Consider the following 18,749-nt stretch of genomic DNA (forward strand, 5'->3'; position numbering starts at 1 on the left):
AAGAACCAACACAATCTTACTCATCGGCATTCTTTTCACAATGTTAATAGTTTTGTTAAAAAAAACAAGAAAATCCATAAAGAATTTTCTTGTCCAATTACTGGGCTCTCTCCCAGGTAATCTTTGTTTCATTTGTTGTTTTCTTTCCTTTTGCCAGTACTTTTCCGTTTTCCTGTTTCACGGTAATGTTTAGGTCATAAAAGGAGTAGAGGGCGCCGAGGCTGTCATTTTCCGGTTTATGCAGGTTGTTTTCCTTTTCAGTGGATGCACCAATAGCTAGTGTTTTGGCAAAGTTCAAACCAATGACTTCAGCGTAATCACTATTGGTCTCAGATGAAGCCGTCACGTTTAAGGAAATGACTTTTTTCTTTTGATCAACTGTGATCGCTGTGTCTTTTACGAGCTTAGACTGCTCCATAACCTCTTTCGTTTCATTTTGAATGCGTTCATTAATCGTTGGAAGTGCCGTAGATTCTGTTTTTTCTTCTTTTGCCGTATTTGAGCATGCTGCTAGGATAGAGAAGGTTGCAACAAGACTCATGAAAACAAGTAGACTTTTTCTCACGTTCTTTCTCCTTTGTTCTTCAAAGTATGTATGCTTATGTTACCACGAATTGATGTTTTGATTAAAAGAGAAGTGTTGATAAGCTGTGAACAATCAAAAGCACCCAAAGTTGGGTGCTCCAGCGTGTAGACAAACCCTCGCATTCGGTGTCAGGCCTGCGCGCCGGTGCTCACGAATGTCAAATTCGCTCCGCGCCGGTGCTCGCCCTTCCTAGACTGCAAAGGTTTTCTTGCACGCTGAAAAGAAGACAAAGAGCTAAAATAAAATCATTTTAGCTCTTTGTCAGCAATTTTGAAGCACCCAAAGTTGGGTGCTCGTGTTTTATTGTGCTGAAAGGGTTGTACTAAGTGGGATAGACGAAATGACTGTGAATTTTGGAGCCGGAGCACCAGATTCTAGATTTTTGCGTAAAAGAGATGATTTGACGGTGCCGTCCCATTTTTTGTAGACACTTCCAGATGTATTTGCACGAAGCTGTACATTAGAGAAGCTTGCTTGCGAGTAGCTGTTTGTTCCATTATCTTGTACGCCGTGTACCATTTTGACGACATCGAGGTCTTTCAGACGACTAGGGTTGAAAACAGGCTGTTTATAACGCAGTTTCCCGTTGACGTATAGTGACACTGTGCCATCACCATTGTTGATGAGCTTTAAGTTGACACGTGCACCATCTTTAATACTTGAATCGTATTCGCTGTTCCAATATTGACTGCCGCCTTGGGAGCCGGTGCCCAGGAATACCTTATAACCAGAAGATGTTTTTGAAATCCCGCTCTCAACAACGGCAGAACCGAGACCAAGATACCAGTCGGCATAGCCATTTTTAATAGTGGCTGTTTTTGGCAGCACAATATCAGCCGAGATACCTGACCATTTGGCTTCATCCGTTTGTGTCACGATGGCGCCGTGACGAGGACCAGCCGCAGAGGCAGGAATACTTGAAAGCATCAATACGAAGGTCAAACTTACACTCAAAACGATGAACCACTTTTTCATGAAAATTCCTCCTTATCTTTGATTCATTTCTATTATATAAAACAAAAGGGAGGGATCTACTGACAATGTTCTGGCTGTTTTTGGTGAAATTTATGAACAAAATCGGTCATTAAGTGGTCAACTTGTATTCGAATTGTAATGTGACTGTAAAATAACTGGGTGCATCTTCATGTATAATAGGGTCAGAAACCAAATACGGAGGATTTTTTAATGAATAAAAAGCTTATCGCGACAATCGTAACAGTAGCTAGTTTATTTTTAGCGTTTAGTTTCTCACATGGAGCAAGTGCAAAAAAAGTAAGCGGCAATATTACATGGTATAATGGTGTCGGTAAAAAAGGCGCAGATGGAAAAAAACTCGGTCATTGGGATGCAGCAACAAAAATGGGATTTGACGTACCGAAAAAAGGTACAAAACTAAGAGTGACAACAAAAGCGAAACCACATAAAGTGATTACAGTATATAAATATGATGTAGGTAGAATGCCAAACGCAGTATTAGACGTAAGTCCGAAAGCATTCAAAGCACTTGGGTATAAAACAAGTAAAGGTGTCGTTAAAGGGCATTACACTTATTAATACATAGGCATGCAAAGAAGCGGGAAAAGTACATTTTCTGGCTTCTTTTCTTGTGGAGAGGGTCTGAAAATCAATGAAAAAATCAACATGGTGGATCATCACAGTGATTGGAGTCGCAGTAATTGCGGCCGTCATCTTCTTCATGATGAAGCCGGGGCAAGAGGCAAAACATGTAGGAAAAGTGAAAACAAATCAAGATGCAAAAGACGAATTGCTTGTTTCATTTACGGATCAAAAGTTAAACAATACTTATTACTTGCATGATAAGGCGCTTCATACAGAGAAACTGACAGCATATCCTTCAATTGCTTATGATCAGGCGAAACAGCTTTTATACTACACGTATACAGATGAAGACACACAAAAAGTAAGTATACGGGAATTGAATGTGAAAACGGATAAAGAAAAAACGCTCTTTACGAGTGACGATTCAATCGACAGTATGAGACTTTCTGGTGACGGAAAACAGTTATATCTAAGGTATAACAAGGATTCAGGTGAGCAATTTTATGTAGCGTCTTTTGATTTGAAAACACAGAAAGTGAAAGTGTTATATCCAGAAAAAAGTAATGATGATACGGTGAGTTCTTTTGCTTATGATCCAGCATCAAATCTGTTGGCCATTCAGCATTATTCGTTAAAAGAGGATTATAAAAAGACGGATGAGGCAAATGAAAAAGGAATGGATCCTGAACCAACGACCATGAAGATTACCCTTCAAACAGGTGAGAAGGGTAAGCGAATTGCACGTATTTCTCAAACCATCAATGATATTTCTTTTTCACCAGATCATAAAAAACTCATTTATACAGAAGTGAAGGTTCGAAATGAAAAAGAAGTATCATCTATTAAGGTGATGGATGTAGATACAGGAAAAACAAAGCCACTTGTTAAAAACAGCCAAGATGTGCGTATTTTAAGTGCTGCCCAGCCACAATTTTCTGCGGATGGTACATCTGTTTATTTCTTAGGTGTTGCAAAGAACGCAAAGGAATTAAAGGATGACACAGGACGAAAGGCGAAGGTCAGAACCATTTTTGAATATGATATTAAGAAGAAAACAGTAGAAACCGCTTGGGAGAAAGAAGGCGGGATTGTTAACAATTTCACTGTCAATCGGTAAAAGGTGCGCGTTCAGTTATTTTATATAACTGGACGTTTTTTTATTTTGTCATGGGATGTGTCGGTGAAAAATGCGGATTTGTGAAATGAACATCACTTTTTAAGCAAGGAAATGAGTGGTATTTTGATATTTTGCTACTGTGACAGAATCAGCGTAAGAGAGTAAAGTAAGTGGAAATAAAAAAACGAGAGGACAGAAGACTTCTCGTTTTCTCTTATTTATTTATTGTTTTCATCTAGTAAGTTTTGAAAAATAAACAAGGCATTAATGGAATGAGGGAATCCTGCAACCTTTGTACAGTGCTTAATGATCTCCATAATCTCTATAACAGAGAGCCCGATATGTAATGCTTGTACAAAATGAGCTTTTAACTCTTCATCACAATCACCTTTTGCAATGAGAGCCGATAATGTGCTGATGGTCTTCTGTTTTTCATCTAATATGAAGTGATTGAATTCTTTTTGTTCACCGAGTTCAATTGTTAGTTGTTCAATGTTTGATCGAATGCTCTCGTTTTCATGAATTGAAAGCTTCTCCCTGTTACCTGCCACTGTTTCTTGCTTGACATGGCAAGTCTCTTTTTCTTCATTCAAATTGAACTCCTCCGTTTTTTATGACGATTTTCTATTTGTTCGTGCTTGGTTTCTTAAGTGCCTTTTGATAGAGGTAATGGGTATATAGTAGTATTATCGGTTTACTTCGTCAACTTTTTAAGTGTGGAATGTTCAAAAAAATGCCATTCATGCGATACATTGTTCGTTTTTCTCATGGAGATTGAAAAGAAAATAGAGGGCTAATATATAGAAGCTGTTAGCCCTTTTTATATTACGCAATTAAGAGAGAGGAGGTTTCATATTTACTAAATGATATCCATCGGCCGCATCATGTCATAATCCTCGTGTTCTAAAATGTGACAATGCCACACATATCGTCCGCTATATGGGACAAACCGAGCGATGATGCGAATGACTTCACCGGCATGCGCCTGAATTGTATCCTTGTAGCCTTGTTCATGCAAAGGAGGCGCTTCATTTGGTCCTGTATACACGATTTCACCTGTTGATTGATAGATGTCTGTATCGAATGGTCTTCTATCAATCACCCGAAATTGAACAAGATGTAAATGAATAGGGTGTGTGCCCCTTGTTGGGTTGACAATGTTCCATACCTCTACACTACCAAGTCGAGGATTTTCCGTGACAGGATCATTCCAAAACCGGTTATCTAGCAATAAAATCGGGCGCCCATATTTATCTTGTGTGCCAGTAAGCGTTAGCGTTCGCTCGTTATCAGCTCGGCTCGGTCGGAGCGGTGGCAGTGGTTTGAAGATCGGACGTAATGTTTTAGCTGCTCTTCCTTTGAGCGGACGAGTGACTTTAAACTGCATAATGTTCGCATCTGTTTCTGGATTGACATCCTGACCGCAGCCTGCCGTATTTTTTAAAACAATCGTTTTGTTTTCATAAGCTGAGAAGTCGATGATGACATCAAAACGTTCAGCAGGTGCAATGCTAAAAGATTGGTGATGAACAGGTCTTGGCAAAAAGCCGCCATCAGATCCAATTTGTAAGATTGTGGCGTCGTTATCTAGATGAAGCTCGTAAGTTCTTGTATTGGACGCGTTTAAGATACGAAAACGATATTTTCGCGGCTCTACTTCTAAATACGGCCAAACTTTTCCATTGACTAAAATCGTTTCCCCGCAAAAAAATGGCACGATGGAGGGATCTGGAAGGTCACTATCTTCTGGTGTGTTATTTGGTCTACTTGGATAAAACAGTGCGCCATCCTCCTGGAATGTCCGGTCCATGATCATTAAAGGGATATCATATTCATCTTTCGGTAATTCGAGTGATTTTTCAAACGCATCTGAGATCAAATAAAAGCCAGCTAATCCGGCGTATACATTTAATCGTGTTAATGCCATGGCATGATCGTGATACCACAATGTGCATGCTTGCTGGTGATTAGGGTATTCGTAAACCTCTCGTTCAAAGAAGGGACCGGTCGCTTCAAAGTCTCGCGAAAACCAAGCCTCCGGATAACCGTCACTGCTTGCAGGTGTCACGCCCCCATGCAGGTGAACGACTGTTTTGACTTCGGGTTCATCATGATGTCCAGCGTGAATGGTATGATCGACAGGCAGGAAGTGTTTCAGCGGCAATTTGTTCATCCATTTCACTTTGACCTTTTCATTTCGATTCGCTTTAATGGTTGGACCCGGCAAACTGCCATTATAGGTCCATAGCTTGGTTGGGGGCAGATCTCTATGAACTTTTAGGAACACCTCCTCCATAGCGATTTCATAATACGTTTGTCTTGGGTTTTTTTTGACGGGCTCTGCGACTTCTGGAATTGGCAGCTCGTCAACAAACTTTTCTAGGTTCATGTTGACTAATCCTCACTTAAAATCAATTTGATACATTATAAGTGCGGACATCCAAATAGGTGAATAAAATAAAAAAACCCGCTTTTCAGCGGGAGAATTAAGGGTGTTTATTTTCAAGCGCTGCACTTGCAGGCACTTTTTTATTCGGTTTAAAGATGAAGTAGGCGGCTAGTACACCGATGGTAATGATGCTTGTCAGTATGAGCTGAGGTCTCATCGATTCGATAAACAGCATAGAGGCCAAGATGGCGCAGATGACCAAAATGGTAAAGTACGTAAGGTATGGGAACAGCCACATTTTGATTTTGAGTTGCTCTGGATTTTCTTTTTCAATTTTACGACGCATTCTTAATTGTGAAACGGCAATGACCAAGTAGACAAGAAGTGCAATGGCACCAGAGGCATTGACTAGAAATAGAAAGATGGTTTCAGGGTAAAAGTAGTTCATCATGACGGCAATATAGGAAAAGAAGGTACCTGCGACTGTCGCTGCTACAGGGACACCGCGTTTGCTGATTTTCATAAAACGTTTTGGTGCTTCGCCTCTTTCAGCTAATGAATAAAGCATTCTGGACGTTGTGTATAGGCCGGAGTTTAAACAAGAAAGAACGGCTGTTAAAACAATGACGTTCATGACTTGAGCGGCTGATGGGACACCGATGTATTCTAATACTGCAACGAACGGGCTTGTTAAAATATTCGCTGAATTCCATGGGAGTAAAGTGACAACGACGGCGATCGACCCGACGTAGAACACAATAATACGCCATACAACTGAACGGGTAGCTGTTGTCACAGATTTGACAGGGTCTGCTGATTCACCTGCGGCAATTGCCACAATCTCGGTTCCCATGAAGGAAAAGATGACAACGACAATCCCGAGGAGCACAGAGCCGAATCCGTTTGGAAGGAAACCGCCATTCCCCGTTAAATTGGCAAGACCTGCAGTATGATGACCGCCAAAACCAAAGATAAATGCAAAACCAATGAGTAGGAATAGAATAATGCTGATGACTTTAATCAATGAAAACCAATATTCAAATTCGCCAAAAGATTTAACAGAAAAGATATTTGTCAAAGTTAAGAGGATTGTGAGGATAAGACTTGTGAGCCAAACAGGTGCATCTCCATACCAATATTGAATAATGGCAGCACCGGCAATGGCTTCGATGGCGATGACGATGACCCAGAAGAACCAGTAAAGCCAGCCGATTGTAAACCCGGCCCACGGGCCGATGGCGTCGCTCGCATATTGTGAGAAAGAGCCGCTTGTCGGATAGGCACATGCCATTTCTCCAAGCATTCTCATAATAAAGATGACCAGAAGTCCGGCAAATGAATAGGAAAGAATCGATCCAGGCCCTGCAGAATGAATGACAGCACCACTACCAACAAATAGCCCTGCCCCAATGACCCCGGCAATGGAGATCATTGAAATATGTCTTGTCTTAAGGTTTTTTTGAAGACCGTTTGTCATGTTGGACATTTCTTTACCTCCAAACATTTCTCTTTTATTCGAGAGTTTGTTTTTAGAATATTTTAAATTTTATCATACTGAATTGTCATTCAGCATTGGACAGGTTATCAAACTGACATTTCAAACCTCTTAACATGATGTTAAAAAGTATAAAGGATTTGAGAGATTATGTTCCCTCATTTTCCTCTGCCCATTCTTAAAAATAGCATAAGAAGGAAGAAAGAAAAGTTGTGTTTTGAAATAAAACTATTCTGACAATTAGATAGTAGAGTGATTTTGTTCTTTTTCATTTTTCGGGGTGGTTTTGAAAAACATTGATGGGAGTAGGTCTTGAGGTCAATTGACCTTATAAAAATAAGTTTGCTTAGGTCAACACATTTCTATGTATCCTATTTTGCTGATTCAAGCGAATCATGTTGCTGTAGACCCACACGGGCTTGGCTTTGTAAGATAAATATAGAAAAGTAATGTGTGAGGAGGCGCTGTTCGGTATGGAGCGCTACAACGAATTAAGACAAGGTGAAACAGGTGCTTGGGTCAGCATTATAGCCTATGTGATCTTATCTGCTGTCAAACTGATCATTGGGTATGTGTTTCATTCAGAAGCCCTTTCCGCAGATGGCTTGAATAATACGACTGATATCATTGCTTCGCTGGCCGTATTAATTGGGCTGCGTATTTCTCAGAAGCCACCTGATGAGGATCATCCATACGGTCATTTTAGAGCTGAAAATATTGCGTCACTTGTGGCTTCCTTTATTATGATGCTTGTCGGGCTTCAGGTTTTGCTGAGTGCAGGCCAGTCGCTTTTCTCATCAGAGCATCAAACGCCTGATATGATTGCAGCTTGGACGGCAGCAGGAAGTGCTGTTGTGATGTATGGTGTGTATATGTATAACCGTAAACTGTCTAAACGAATTAATAGCCAGGCGCTATATGCGGCAGCGGCTGATAATAAATCAGATGCTTATGTGAGTATCGGGACGTTTGTCGGAATTATCGCCTCTCAATTTCAGCTGGCGTGGGTTGATACGCTTGCTGCGTTTGTGATTGGCTTAATTATCTGTAAAACAGCGTGGGAGATTTTCAGAGATGCGTCTCATTCGTTAACGGACGGTTTTCATATAAAAGATATGTCTAAATATAAAGAGACGATTGAAGCGACACCAGGAGTGGGCGATTTGAAAGACATTAAAGCTCGTTATCTTGGAAGCACCGTCCATGTGGATGTGGTCGTTGAAGTAGAACCGCATTTAAACATCGCAGAAAGCCATGATATTGCAGATGAAATTGAACGCAGAATGAAGCAGGAACATGATATTTTACACTCTCATGTTCATATGGAACCAGCAAGTGAGCCTAAAGAGGAGCAGAAGTCTTTTCCATCGTGAGAAGGCTTCTTTTTTCTACGTGTTGATGTTTCATGCAAATGTGTGTTGTATGGTAAAGTTAGACTATATGAAAATTGACGGAAACGTGATAGGAGGATCAGGATGGCATTTGATGAACCGATGCATTCAGATTTACAAAAAATCGTAGATAACATCAATAAAGTGATGGTGGGGAAAAAAGATATTGCGATATTAAGCCTTGTTGCGATTTTGGCGAAGGGGCATGTGCTATTAGAGGATGTGCCTGGCGTTGGGAAGACCATGATGGTTCGTGCTCTGGCAAAATCCATTGGGTGTGAGTTTAAGCGAATCCAATTTACGCCTGACCTTTTGCCTTCAGATGTAACAGGTGTGTCGATTTATAATAAAAAGACAAACGAGTTTGAATTTAGACAAGGACCGATTATGGGGCAGATTATTTTGGCTGATGAAATCAACCGAACCTCTCCTAAAACACAATCAGCCCTTCTTGAAGCGATGGAAGAAGGCAGTGTCACAGTGGACGGAGAAACGATGCCGCTGGCAGATCCTTTCTTTGTGATGGCTACGCAAAATCCAGTGGAGTATGAGGGAACCTATCCACTTCCAGAGGCGCAAATGGACCGTTTCTTGTTCAAGCTGCAGATGGGGTATCCAACCATGCTGGAGGAGCTTGAGGTGCTGAATTTGCAGGAGAAACAATCGCCAATTGACACGCTTCAGGCAGTCATGACAAAAGATCATATCCATGCTTTGCAGCAAGCGGTTCAGACCGTACATGTGGATGCATCGATTAAAGAATATATTGTCGAAATCGCCCAAGCGACGCGAAATCATCCGTCTGTCTATTTAGGTGTGAGCCCAAGGGGTTCAATTGCATTGATGAAAGCGGCTCAGGCGTATGCGCTGTTGAACAGGCGGGATTATGTGATTCCTGATGATGTACAGTATTTGGCGCCTTACACATTGCCGCATCGCATGATTTTGACATCAGAAGCAACATATGAAGGGAAGAAGGCGGAGACACTGTTGCGACAGATGATTGAGCATATTGGCGTACCAGTTCAAAAGTCGATGACTCAATGAAGTCACGTGACCGTTTCGCTTTTTCACTATGGTTACGGGTGTTTATGCTCCTTCTCCTTACAGCAGCAGCCTTTTGCTATGCCATGTTTCAGGGCGGCTTTGTGAGCTGGTTCCTTTTTTATGCATTTTCACCATATGCTTTGTATGCTTTGTTGTTTGCCCTTGTTCCACTTCGTGCAACAGCCAAAAGGACATTACAGCATACCCGGTTAAAGGCAGGGGATGTGCTGTCTGTTGACCTTGAAATCAAGCGGACGAATTTATTTCCGTACGTGTACGTCATACTTGAGGATGACCCGCCGGATACCTTCCATTTACAGGAACAGATTGAAATGAAGCGAATGATCTTTCCTTGGTTTCGGAAAACGTGGCGATTTTCATATCAATTCAATGACATCGTGCGGGGAGAGCATCAATTGACGGCGGTTAGAATTAAAACGGGTGATATGTTTGGGTTTGTTGAAAAAGAAGTGATTCTTCCATTAGAGAAAACATTGCTTGTGTATCCGAAAATGTTGAATATTCCTGTAGAATCTGCTGCATCGGTGAATGAAAATGGAGGCAAAGCGGTGCACTCTTGGTTAAATGAACCGACAAATGTGACGACAGGCGTGCGTGAATACCAGCAAGGAGATCGTTTCGCTTGGGTGGACTGGAAGACAACAGCTAGAAGAGGTCAGCTTATGACGAAGGAGTTTGAACAGAATCAGACAAAGGATCTGGTGGTGTTTGCTGATTTTACAGATGAAGCCGCTTTTGAAACGATTGTGTCTATGGCTGCGTCTGTTCTGCAAACGGCTGTGAAAAAAGGGGTGCCGGTAGGCCTTGTCCCGCTTGGGGATCAGCACTTATTTCGAGTGGATCAAGGAGAGTGGCATTTACAGGACATGCTCTACTATTTAACAAAGGTGCAGTATCAGCCTTCTCGTGCACCTGATTATCAATCATTAACATCGAGTGAGCACCAGCAGACAGGAAAGTATGTGGTGACAGGTCATCTGCAAGAAGAGCTTGCTGCCATTTTACTTGGGAATCGAAACAGAAAGAACATCACCGTTCTTTTAGTGAAGAGAGCCGTTGATCGATTGACGGCAAAAGAAAAACAGCTTGTGGACCGGCTTAAAGCTTCTGGGATACACACGACCCTTTTATTTGAGGACCGGCTGCACGAAAGAACTGTGAGGTGACAAACATTTATATGCATCAGCGGCAAAGCCGTTTTGAGTTGTTCATCTATTATGCTGTCGCATTTCTGCTGCTTTGGGAGTGGCTTCGTCCACTTCAAGATTTTACAGAGACGAGTCATACGTCTTATTTCATCATTTTTATAGGGCTTACGTGTTTGTTTACGTTCTTTCGATTGAAGTGGTATGTGACGTTTCCTATTTGTGCTGGATTGATCTTGCTCGCATTATATTTGATTTTTTATCAATCAGAGCCAAGTTATCTGCCTGCGCTGTTTGCTGATATTCAAGATAATATTTCTTTGATGAGCATGGGCATGTGGAGTGACATGTATCCGTCTTTCCGCACATTGTTGTTTTATATTTTGCTTTGGCTACTTGTTTATTTGCTTCATTATTGGGTTGTGTATCAGCAGCGTATCTTTTTCTTTTTACTGATGACGATTGTATATGTCACGATTCTTGATACGTTTACACCTTATGATGCGACTTTTGCGATCGTTCGAATTATGGTATTTGGCTTTTGTTTGCTTGGCCTGCTCTATTTCGACCGGCTTCGTTTGGCTGAAGGTGTGCGGGTGTCACAGAAAGCTCGTCTCAATTGGTTCTTACCCATGCTGGCACTTGTTCTTGTATCAGCATCACTCGGTGCTTCTTTGCCAAAATCTGATCCGAAATGGCCTGACCCTGTCCCGTTTTTTAAAGCGGTCACGAATCAAGATGGTTCTGCCGGGCAGAATAAGGTGGGATATAGTGCGGATGATTCGTCGCTTGGGGGACCGTTTAGTGAGGACCGTACACCGGTATTTAAATGGAGCGGAAAAGAGCCGTCTTATTTTCGTGTAGAAACAAAAAGTATTTACACGGGGAAAGGCTGGGAGGATGCTTCAAATGATACGAAACCTACTCGGTTAAAAGGGAATGAAGTGCCGAACCAGTGGTTTACCAATCGCGTGAAAACAGAGGAGCATGAAACGAGAGTCGATATGGAATCAAATTATCGATTTAATCATGCTGTTTATCCGATTGGTACGGTTATGATGACGCCGATGGAAAACATTCCACTGCAAATGATGGGCAAAACGGAGAAAATTGTCCCGTCCACTCAAAACCCGCCCAAAAATTTAGGGAACTATCGAGTCAGCTTCTTATCACCTACATTTATCCTAGAGGACTTACAGCGGATCAAAGTACCGACCAAGCAGCAAGTGAACCAGCAGGTCGGACGTGAATACTTGCAGCTCCCATCCTCGCTACCAGAGCGTGTGAAAACATTGGCGAACAGCTTAACGGAAACGAAGGATAATATGTATGATAAAGCAAAAGCGATTGAGGATTATTTAGGATCTGCGAAGTTTTCATATGAAACCCAAAATGTCGCTGTGCCTGGGCGTGACGAAGACTATGTGGATCAGTTCTTATTTGATACGATGATTGGCTATTGTGATAACTTTTCAACCTCTATGATTGTCATGCTTCGCTCGATTGGAATTCCGGCGAGATGGGTGAAAGGGTACACGTCAGGTCAGTTATATGAAACACAAATGGATGGAAACAATGTGTATGAAGTGACCAATAACAATGCGCATTCATGGGTAGAGGTGTATTTTCCAAACCGTGGCTGGGTGACTTTTGAACCGACAAAAGGGTTCACGAACCCAGAGACATTTACGAATGAAACAACGGCTAACAACGACCAAACAGATGATCAACAGGATGAAAAAGATCAGCCCGCATCTGATCAACAAGAAAACGAGCAGACACAACAGCCGCAGCAACAAGAACCAGAACAGGCGGCAAAACAAGAGGAACAAGCAACTAAAGCAAAGCCAAGTATGGTTCATGTTGGTTCAATCTTGGGCTACGCAGCAGGTGTCATTGTCTTTCTTGGATTTATAGGCTGGATGCTTTACCGGTTTAGAGCAAGATGGCTGCCAATCTTTATTGTGAGAAAGGTAAAACGTCTGCCAGATGAGGAAGCTTTTTTCTACGCATATGCTGCTCTATTAAAACAGCTAAGGCGCAGAGGGATCGATAAAAAGCCAGGCATGACGCTAAGAGAATTTGCTTCTTTGATCGATGACAAGGAAGGGAATCATCACATGTCTGAGCTAACGCAGTTCTATGAGCGGGCGCTCTATCGACAAGAAGATGCGTCGGCGCTTTGGCGGCAGTCGGTGAAGTTATGGGAAAATTTAATAAACAGGAGATAGTCTTGACCCCGTACCTTCCTGTTGTTAGAATAGGTGAATATTAAAACCTTCTAAAATACATGAAATTGAAGCGTTCGGATGTGAGTCTGGGCGCTTCAAAAGCGTGATTTACACTGAGAGCAGGTTTTCTCCTCTCATTTTTTCTGTGCGTTTATAAAAACTATATTGGACATAGAGGTGACACCATGACAAATTTAGTAAATGAAATGATTTTGGTTCTCGATTTCGGTAGTCAGTACAATCAGCTGATCACTCGCCGTATTCGTGAATTTGGTGTGTACAGTGAGCTTCATCCGCACACTTTAACTGCTGAAGAAATTAAAGAAATGGCGCCGAAAGGAATCATCCTTTCTGGTGGACCAAACAGTGTATATGATGAAGGATCTTTCCGCTGTGACGAAAAGATTTTTGATCTAGGTATTCCGGTTCTAGGCATTTGCTACGGCATGCAGCTGATGACTCACTATTTAGGTGGGAAAGTAGAAGCGGCTAGCCAGCGTGAATATGGAAAAGCAGACATCCATATTAACGGAACACCTGATTTATTCAAAGACCTTCCAACGGATCAAGTCGTTTGGATGAGCCATGGTGACCTTGTCGTTGAAGTACCAGAAGGCTTTACAGTTGATGCAACAAGTGCACATTGTCCAAACTCAGCGATGAGCTTAGCTGAGAAGAATTTCTATGGCGTTCAGTTCCACCCAGAGGTACGTCACTCTGAGTACGGAAATGATCTATTGAAGAACTTTGTCTTCGGCGTATGTGAGTGCGATGGCAAATGGTCAATGGAGAACTTCATTGAAATCGAAATGCAGAAAATCCGTGAAACAGTAGGCGACAAACAAGTATTGTGCGCACTAAGCGGCGGTGTAGATTCATCTGTTGTGGCTGTATTGATCCACAAAGCCATCGGCGATCAGCTGACATGTATTTTCGTTGACCACGGTCTTCTTCGCAAAGGCGAAGCAGAAGGGGTTATGAAAACATTTAGCGAAGGTTTCAACATGAACGTGATTAAAGTAGATGCGAAAGATCGCTTCTTAAACAAGCTAAAAGGTGTGTCTGATCCTGAGCAAAAACGTAAAATCATCGGTAACGAATTCATCTATGTATTCGATGACGAATCGGACAAGCTAAAAGGAATCGACTACTTAGCACAAGGAACTCTTTACACTGACATCATTGAGAGTGGAACAGCAACGGCACAAACAATCAAATCTCACCACAACGTTGGCGGTCTTCCAGAAGACATGCAGTTTGAATTGATTGAGCCACTCAATACACTATTCAAGGATGAAGTTCGTGCTCTAGGGTCAGAGCTAGGTATTCCAGACGACATCGTATGGAGACAGCCATTCCCAGGTCCAGGACTAGGAATCCGTGTACTAGGTGAAATTTCTGAAGAAAAACTAGAAATCGTCCGTGAATCGGATGCGATTCTACGCGAAGAAATTGCCAACTTCGGCCTTGAACGCGACATCTGGCAATACTTCACTGTCCTCCCAGACATTCGCAGCGTAGGTGTCATGGGTGACGCAAGAACATACGACTACACAATCGGTATCCGTGCTGTTACGTCTATTGACGGTATGACGAGTGACTGGGCAAGAATCCCTTGGGATGTACTTGAAAAGATCTCGACTCGTATCGTGAATGAAGTGAAGCATGTGAACCGCGTGGTGTATGATATTACGAGTAAACCGCCTGCTACGATTGAGTGGGAATAGTTATAATAGAGCTAGAAACCTTTGTGTATCAAGGGTTTCTAGCTCTTTTTTATGTTTAATTGCAGCACTTTTTCCTTCCATTTTATTGTATGAATTCATCATTCCATCCCTTACACACATCAATCCATTGTGTATAACCGGAGTGTTTTTCTAGTTGTTTGATTGTGAGTTCAATAGCACTGTTACTGCTGCCGCAGGCTGGATAGACTGTCTCAAAACGTTTGAGTGACATATCTAAATAAACAGAAACACCATTCTTTATAGCAAAAGGACATACTCCGCCAATTTCATGACCGACCAAGTCAACGACCTCTTGAGGAGGCAGCATTTTCGCTTTTGTTTTAAAATATTCCTTGAATTTTTTGTTATCAACTTTTGCATCGCCAGAGGTCACAACTAAAATAGCTTGTCCATTTACTAGAAAGGAGAGTGTTTTTGCGATTCTTTCAGGTTCGCAGCCCAATGCAGAAGCAGCTAAGTCTACGGTTGCACTAGATACTGAAAATTCCTGAATTCGAGTATCCATTTCATATTGTTTAAAATAATCTTTTACTTGCTTGAGTGACATGATGATGTCTCCTTTTTATTCGTATTGATTTGACATTTTCTTGATTTTAAAATTTTACTTTAAAGATAAGTGTCATACATTCTGCTCATTATGTTCTATTATTTAAACGATATTGATGTGGTGTTAGGTGATACTTTTTCTTAAATAAACGAATGAAATGCTCTACATTTTGATAACCAACGGCTCCCGAAATATGATCCACTTGTAAATTACTACCGGTTAGCATTTCGCAGGCTTTTTCCATTCTTATTTCTTGTCGAATTTCACGAAATGATTTGCCGAGTTTACGAGCTATATATTTAGACAGGTAAGATTGTGAAAGGTTAAATTCCTCTGCCATCTCCTGAATTGTTATATGCTCACAACATTGCTGAATATATTGAAGCATTTGAATCATACGTATATCACTATATTGTTTGACCTGAATGACGTTCATATGACTTGGTTTGAATCTTAATAAGAGACATAATAATATCTCAAACAAATTATTCATAATCAACTGGTAACTAGGAAATCGATTGTGATTTTCTATAAATAGTTGAAGAGAGCAGTCTAGCAAATTTTTATCCAAGTGACTATGGAAAATAAGAATATGTTTATTTTCTTTTATATACAATGCATTCAAAAAGAACTCTGAAATGACATGATTTCCTTTTAACATTTTAAAAAACACTTTTTGAAAAGTACTTTTACGGATCATGATTTGTATTGCGATTGTATTCTCCATTACAAGTGGCTTGTGTATTGTGTCAGGTGGAATAAAGGCAATATCTCCTGATTTTAAAACGATTTTTTTATCTTCCACTTCTACATACATCTCATTTTCCAGAACATAGATCATCTCAAAGAAATCATGGATAGCCGACAATTGAGACATAAAACGGCTATACTTTCTCACTTCGATATCTTTCTCCTGACCTAACCACATGGTATCCTCTTTTTCAAATTCGTTCTGCCCTTTTAGCAAAAATTCTTCTATATATATTTGCTTTTGCATGAAATTGTTTTGATCATAATCCTTCAAAAATAATTGCAATGATTGATTGTCATGCTTCTTCTGTTGGTATTGTTGATAAAAGATTTCTTGTTCGTTATATTCTCTTAAAAATTGCATTGCTTCATGTTTTTCAAGTTTATCTGTTTCCATCTACATCCAAACCTCTAGTTTATTTACTGCAACCACCAGGGCCTTCACTGTTGCTTCTATAATATCTTTATCGATTCCAGCACCCCAATGCATTTTCCCTTGATTTGAAATACCAATCTGTGCACAGGCTTTTGCTTGAGAATCGTTGCCCAAAGAATTCTGTTCATAGACTTCCAAATCATACTCGAGATGAAAATGTGCTTTTAACGCATTACTGATTGCATCTAAACTTCCAGTGCCAGTTCCTTGTATGTCAATTTGTTGATGATCTCTCAGCAAAGTTAAGGTGACTTCTTGATTCTCTCCTTTATGAAATTGATAATCAAGCAGCTGGAAATGAGGGTGAAAATCAACATACTGTTCTTCAAAAACATGATATATTTCTTCGACAGACAATTCCCTATTTGTCTGATCAGATACTTTCTTCGCTGCATATCCCATGGCTTCATTCATTTGATAAGGAAGTTGAATGCCATAATATGTTTCTAGGATATAGCCTATGCCGCCTTTTCCAGACTGGCTATTGATTCGAATTACATCCGTTTGATAATTCCTCCCCAAGTCAACTGGATCAACTGGGATATACGGAACGTCCCATTTATCAACATGATGTTCCTTTCTATATTTCATCCCTTTAGATATCGCATCTTGATGTGACCCAGAGAATGCGGTGAAAACCATCTCACCAGAATATGGCTGTCTCTCATGAACAGTGATTTTTGTTAGTTTTTCATATTTTTTACGAATCGCTTCTAGGTTATTGAAATTCAATTGTGGATCATAACCTTGTGAGTACATATTCATCGCCAAGGTAATCAAGTCTACGTTCCCTGTACGTTCACCGATACCAAATAATGTCCCTTCGACTCTTTCTGCGCCAGCTAGCACACCAAATTCTGCATCACTCACTCCAGAGCCACGGTCATTATGAGGGTGAACAGACAATGTCACACTGTCTCGGTAAGACAGATTTTTGTGTATATACTCAATCTGACTTGCAAAGATATGAGGCATTGAATATTCAACTGTTGTCGGAATATTGATGATCGCTTTGTGATGTGGTGTCGGTTTCCAAATATCTAAAACACTATTACAAATATCTAATGCATAATCCACTTCTGTTCCTGGAAAGCTTTCAGGACTATATTGAAAATAAATATCACTTTCTGTTTTTTCGGCCAGTTCTTTTACTAAAATAGCTCCATCAATGGCAATTTGTTTTATTTCATCTTTTGTTTTCTGAAATACTTGTCTGCGCTGCGCTTCTGAAGTCGAATTATATAAATGAACAATCGCTTTCGGTACCCCCTTAATGGCTTCGAAGGTTCGGCGGATAATATGCTCTCTTGCTTGTGTGATCACCATAATCGTGACATCGTCTGGAATCATATGACGATCAATCAGTGTCCGTAATAGCTTAAACTCCGTATCATTAGCAGCTGGAAATGCGATTTCAATTTCTTTAAAACCTATCTCTACTAGTAGCTGAAACATGTCCAATTTCTCTTCTAAGTTCATAGGAATAGGTAATGCTTGATTTCCATCCCGTAAGTCCACACTGCACCATATCGGAGCACGTTCTAATGTTTCTTTTTTCACCCAATCATAAGTAAGGTTCGGTGGCAAAAAGTATTTCTTTTCGTATTTTTTGTGGTTAAACATCATCGATTCCTCCTAGTAAATAGAATAAAAAAAGTCCTTCATCTCCAATATTTTCATTGGAGACGAAAGACTTCTTCTTACGCGGTACCACCCCTGTTTCATGATAACTTTACATTATCATGCGCTTATTCGGATACAGATTGTTTGATCTGATATCCTTCCCGTATAACGGCGGGGTGCCGACCTTAACTACATCAATCATTTTCATTTCACTAAGGCTACTCTAAGGTGAGTTCCCTACCTTTATGTTATTGCTTCTCATCAACCAGCAACTTTCTGAAAACATTTCGGCAAGTATTATTCCTTATCATCGCATTCTCATTTTTCTGATTTTTTCTATTATACCAAGATGACAAAAAAGTGATAGTGGTAGGGATGTCTTTTTTAATTGATTTTTTTTGTCCTATGGGTGTCTTGTCTTCATTTTACTTCTGTTTTAATGGTGAAAGTGAATTCTAGAATAACTAGCGTGTTTTGCTAGAATTTGAAGCGGTAATTCATCTTTCAGATGTTAATGGTCTTTGAACCGTTTTCTCATTCTTGATAGGACAACCGAGCACATCTTTACCTTACGAGTTTAGTATAACGGAAATCATTTTTAAGAAACTTGACTTTTTGTGCTATGGAAATTGAATGATTATTTTGTGGAAGGTTATTTAAAAA

The 18,749-nt window shown here is 40.6% G+C and carries 15 protein-coding genes and 1 other annotated feature; of the genes, 7 read left to right on the plus strand and 8 right to left on the minus strand.

Annotated elements, in window-relative coordinates:
• Positions 1 to 97 precede the first annotated feature (97 nt).
• Entirely contained in the window at positions 98 to 565 is a 468-nt protein-coding gene (locus NSQ17_RS03155) for a hypothetical protein (protein WP_017366718.1), read from the minus strand.
• A gap of 321 nt (positions 566 to 886) precedes the next feature.
• Positions 887 to 1,561, minus strand: a complete 675-nt coding sequence (locus NSQ17_RS03160; protein ID WP_041093255.1) for a hypothetical protein — start codon at positions 1,559 to 1,561, stop codon at positions 887 to 889.
• Positions 1,562 to 1,771: 210 nt separating this feature from the next.
• Here NSQ17_RS03160 and NSQ17_RS03165 point away from each other — a divergent pair, with 210 nt between their 5' ends.
• Entirely contained in the window at positions 1,772 to 2,140 is a 369-nt protein-coding gene (locus tag NSQ17_RS03165) for an RlpA-like double-psi beta-barrel domain-containing protein (protein WP_003213878.1), read from the plus strand.
• Between the two features lie 73 nt (positions 2,141 to 2,213).
• Positions 2,214 to 3,263, plus strand: a complete 1,050-nt coding sequence (locus tag NSQ17_RS03170; RefSeq protein WP_342467842.1) for a hypothetical protein — start codon at positions 2,214 to 2,216, stop codon at positions 3,261 to 3,263.
• A 218-nt stretch (positions 3,264 to 3,481) separates the two neighbouring features.
• Here NSQ17_RS03170 and NSQ17_RS03175 read toward each other — a convergent pair whose 3' ends face one another.
• From NSQ17_RS03175 to gabP, 3 genes are all read right to left on the minus strand, one after another.
• Positions 3,482 to 3,856, minus strand: coding sequence for a carboxymuconolactone decarboxylase family protein (locus NSQ17_RS03175; protein ID WP_212361029.1), 375 nt, complete (start codon positions 3,854 to 3,856; stop codon positions 3,482 to 3,484).
• A gap of 266 nt (positions 3,857 to 4,122) precedes the next feature.
• Positions 4,123 to 5,652, minus strand: coding sequence for a multicopper oxidase domain-containing protein (locus NSQ17_RS03180; RefSeq protein WP_072367833.1), 1,530 nt, complete (start codon positions 5,650 to 5,652; stop codon positions 4,123 to 4,125).
• A 97-nt stretch (positions 5,653 to 5,749) separates the two neighbouring features.
• Positions 5,750 to 7,138 carry a GABA permease gene (gene gabP / locus NSQ17_RS03185; protein ID WP_340959988.1) on the minus strand — a complete coding sequence of 463 codons (1,389 nt, stop codon included), beginning with the start codon at positions 7,136 to 7,138 and terminating at the stop codon, positions 5,750 to 5,752.
• 482 nt (positions 7,139 to 7,620) lie between these two features.
• Here gabP and NSQ17_RS03190 point away from each other — a divergent pair, with 482 nt between their 5' ends.
• The 5 genes from NSQ17_RS03190 to guaA all read left to right on the plus strand — a co-directional run bounded on the left by NSQ17_RS03190 (position 7,621) and on the right by guaA (position 14,709).
• Positions 7,621 to 8,520 (plus strand): cation diffusion facilitator family transporter, encoded by a 900-nt coding sequence (locus NSQ17_RS03190; RefSeq protein ID WP_008344349.1) that lies wholly within the window; start codon positions 7,621 to 7,623, stop codon positions 8,518 to 8,520.
• 102 nt (positions 8,521 to 8,622) lie between these two features.
• Entirely contained in the window at positions 8,623 to 9,585 is a 963-nt protein-coding gene (locus NSQ17_RS03195; protein ID WP_017366721.1) for a MoxR family ATPase, read from the plus strand.
• On the plus strand, positions 9,582 to 10,772 hold the full coding sequence (locus NSQ17_RS03200) for a DUF58 domain-containing protein (protein WP_342467843.1): 1,191 nt from the start codon (positions 9,582 to 9,584) through the stop codon (positions 10,770 to 10,772). The genes NSQ17_RS03195 and NSQ17_RS03200 overlap by 4 nt, the downstream gene beginning before the upstream one ends.
• A gap of 11 nt (positions 10,773 to 10,783) precedes the next feature.
• On the plus strand, positions 10,784 to 12,982 hold the full coding sequence (locus NSQ17_RS03205; RefSeq protein ID WP_342467844.1) for a transglutaminaseTgpA domain-containing protein: 2,199 nt from the start codon (positions 10,784 to 10,786) through the stop codon (positions 12,980 to 12,982).
• Between the two features lie 185 nt (positions 12,983 to 13,167).
• Complete coding sequence (gene guaA / locus NSQ17_RS03210; RefSeq protein WP_041506683.1) at positions 13,168 to 14,709, plus strand: glutamine-hydrolyzing GMP synthase; 1,542 nt, start codon at positions 13,168 to 13,170, stop codon at positions 14,707 to 14,709.
• Positions 14,710 to 14,791: 82 nt separating this feature from the next.
• Here the strand turns inward: guaA and NSQ17_RS03215 are convergent, their stop codons facing one another.
• The 3 genes from NSQ17_RS03215 to NSQ17_RS03225 form a co-directional block, all read right to left on the minus strand.
• On the minus strand, positions 14,792 to 15,277 hold the full coding sequence (locus tag NSQ17_RS03215; protein WP_342467845.1) for a YbaK/EbsC family protein: 486 nt from the start codon (positions 15,275 to 15,277) through the stop codon (positions 14,792 to 14,794).
• A gap of 88 nt (positions 15,278 to 15,365) precedes the next feature.
• The gene (locus NSQ17_RS03220) at positions 15,366 to 16,424 is read right to left on the minus strand and encodes a helix-turn-helix domain-containing protein (protein ID WP_342467846.1); all 1,059 of its coding nucleotides are present in this window, start codon (positions 16,422 to 16,424) and stop codon (positions 15,366 to 15,368) included.
• Complete coding sequence (locus NSQ17_RS03225) at positions 16,425 to 18,086, minus strand: 2-isopropylmalate synthase (protein ID WP_342468081.1); 1,662 nt, start codon at positions 18,084 to 18,086, stop codon at positions 16,425 to 16,427. It lies immediately after the preceding gene.
• A gap of 55 nt (positions 18,087 to 18,141) precedes the next feature.
• Positions 18,142 to 18,406: a binding site (T-box leader), on the minus strand.
• Positions 18,407 to 18,749: the final 343 nt, after the last annotated feature.

Origin of the sequence: Bacillus sp. FSL W8-0629 (assembly GCF_038593225.1) — a bacterium.
Lineage (GTDB): Bacteria > Bacillota > Bacilli > Bacillales > Bacillaceae > Bacillus > Bacillus altitudinis.

Bases quoted from the DNA above. Each gene is read 5' to 3' on its own strand.
- NSQ17_RS03160 (WP_041093255.1), bottom strand. From the start codon at position 1,561: ATGAAAAAGTGGTTCATCGTTTTGAGTGTAAGTTTGACCTTCGTATTG.
- NSQ17_RS03165 (WP_003213878.1), top strand. From the start codon at position 1,772: ATGAATAAAAAGCTTATCGCGACAATCGTAACAGTAGCTAGTTTATTT.
- NSQ17_RS03170 (WP_342467842.1), top strand. From the start codon at position 2,214: ATGAAAAAATCAACATGGTGGATCATCACAGTGATTGGAGTCGCAGTA.
- NSQ17_RS03180 (WP_072367833.1), bottom strand. From the start codon at position 5,652: ATGAACCTAGAAAAGTTTGTTGACGAGCTGCCAATTCCAGAAGTCGCA.
- gabP (WP_340959988.1), bottom strand. From the start codon at position 7,138: ATGTCCAACATGACAAACGGTCTTCAAAAAAACCTTAAGACAAGACAT.
- NSQ17_RS03190 (WP_008344349.1), top strand. From the start codon at position 7,621: ATGGAGCGCTACAACGAATTAAGACAAGGTGAAACAGGTGCTTGGGTC.
- NSQ17_RS03195 (WP_017366721.1), top strand. From the start codon at position 8,623: ATGGCATTTGATGAACCGATGCATTCAGATTTACAAAAAATCGTAGAT.
- NSQ17_RS03200 (WP_342467843.1), top strand. From the start codon at position 9,582: ATGAAGTCACGTGACCGTTTCGCTTTTTCACTATGGTTACGGGTGTTT.
- NSQ17_RS03205 (WP_342467844.1), top strand. From the start codon at position 10,784: ATGCATCAGCGGCAAAGCCGTTTTGAGTTGTTCATCTATTATGCTGTC.
- guaA (WP_041506683.1), top strand. From the start codon at position 13,168: ATGACAAATTTAGTAAATGAAATGATTTTGGTTCTCGATTTCGGTAGT.
- NSQ17_RS03215 (WP_342467845.1), bottom strand. From the start codon at position 15,277: ATGTCACTCAAGCAAGTAAAAGATTATTTTAAACAATATGAAATGGAT.
- NSQ17_RS03220 (WP_342467846.1), bottom strand. From the start codon at position 16,424: ATGGAAACAGATAAACTTGAAAAACATGAAGCAATGCAATTTTTAAGA.
- NSQ17_RS03225 (WP_342468081.1), bottom strand. From the start codon at position 18,086: ATGTTTAACCACAAAAAATACGAAAAGAAATACTTTTTGCCACCGAAC.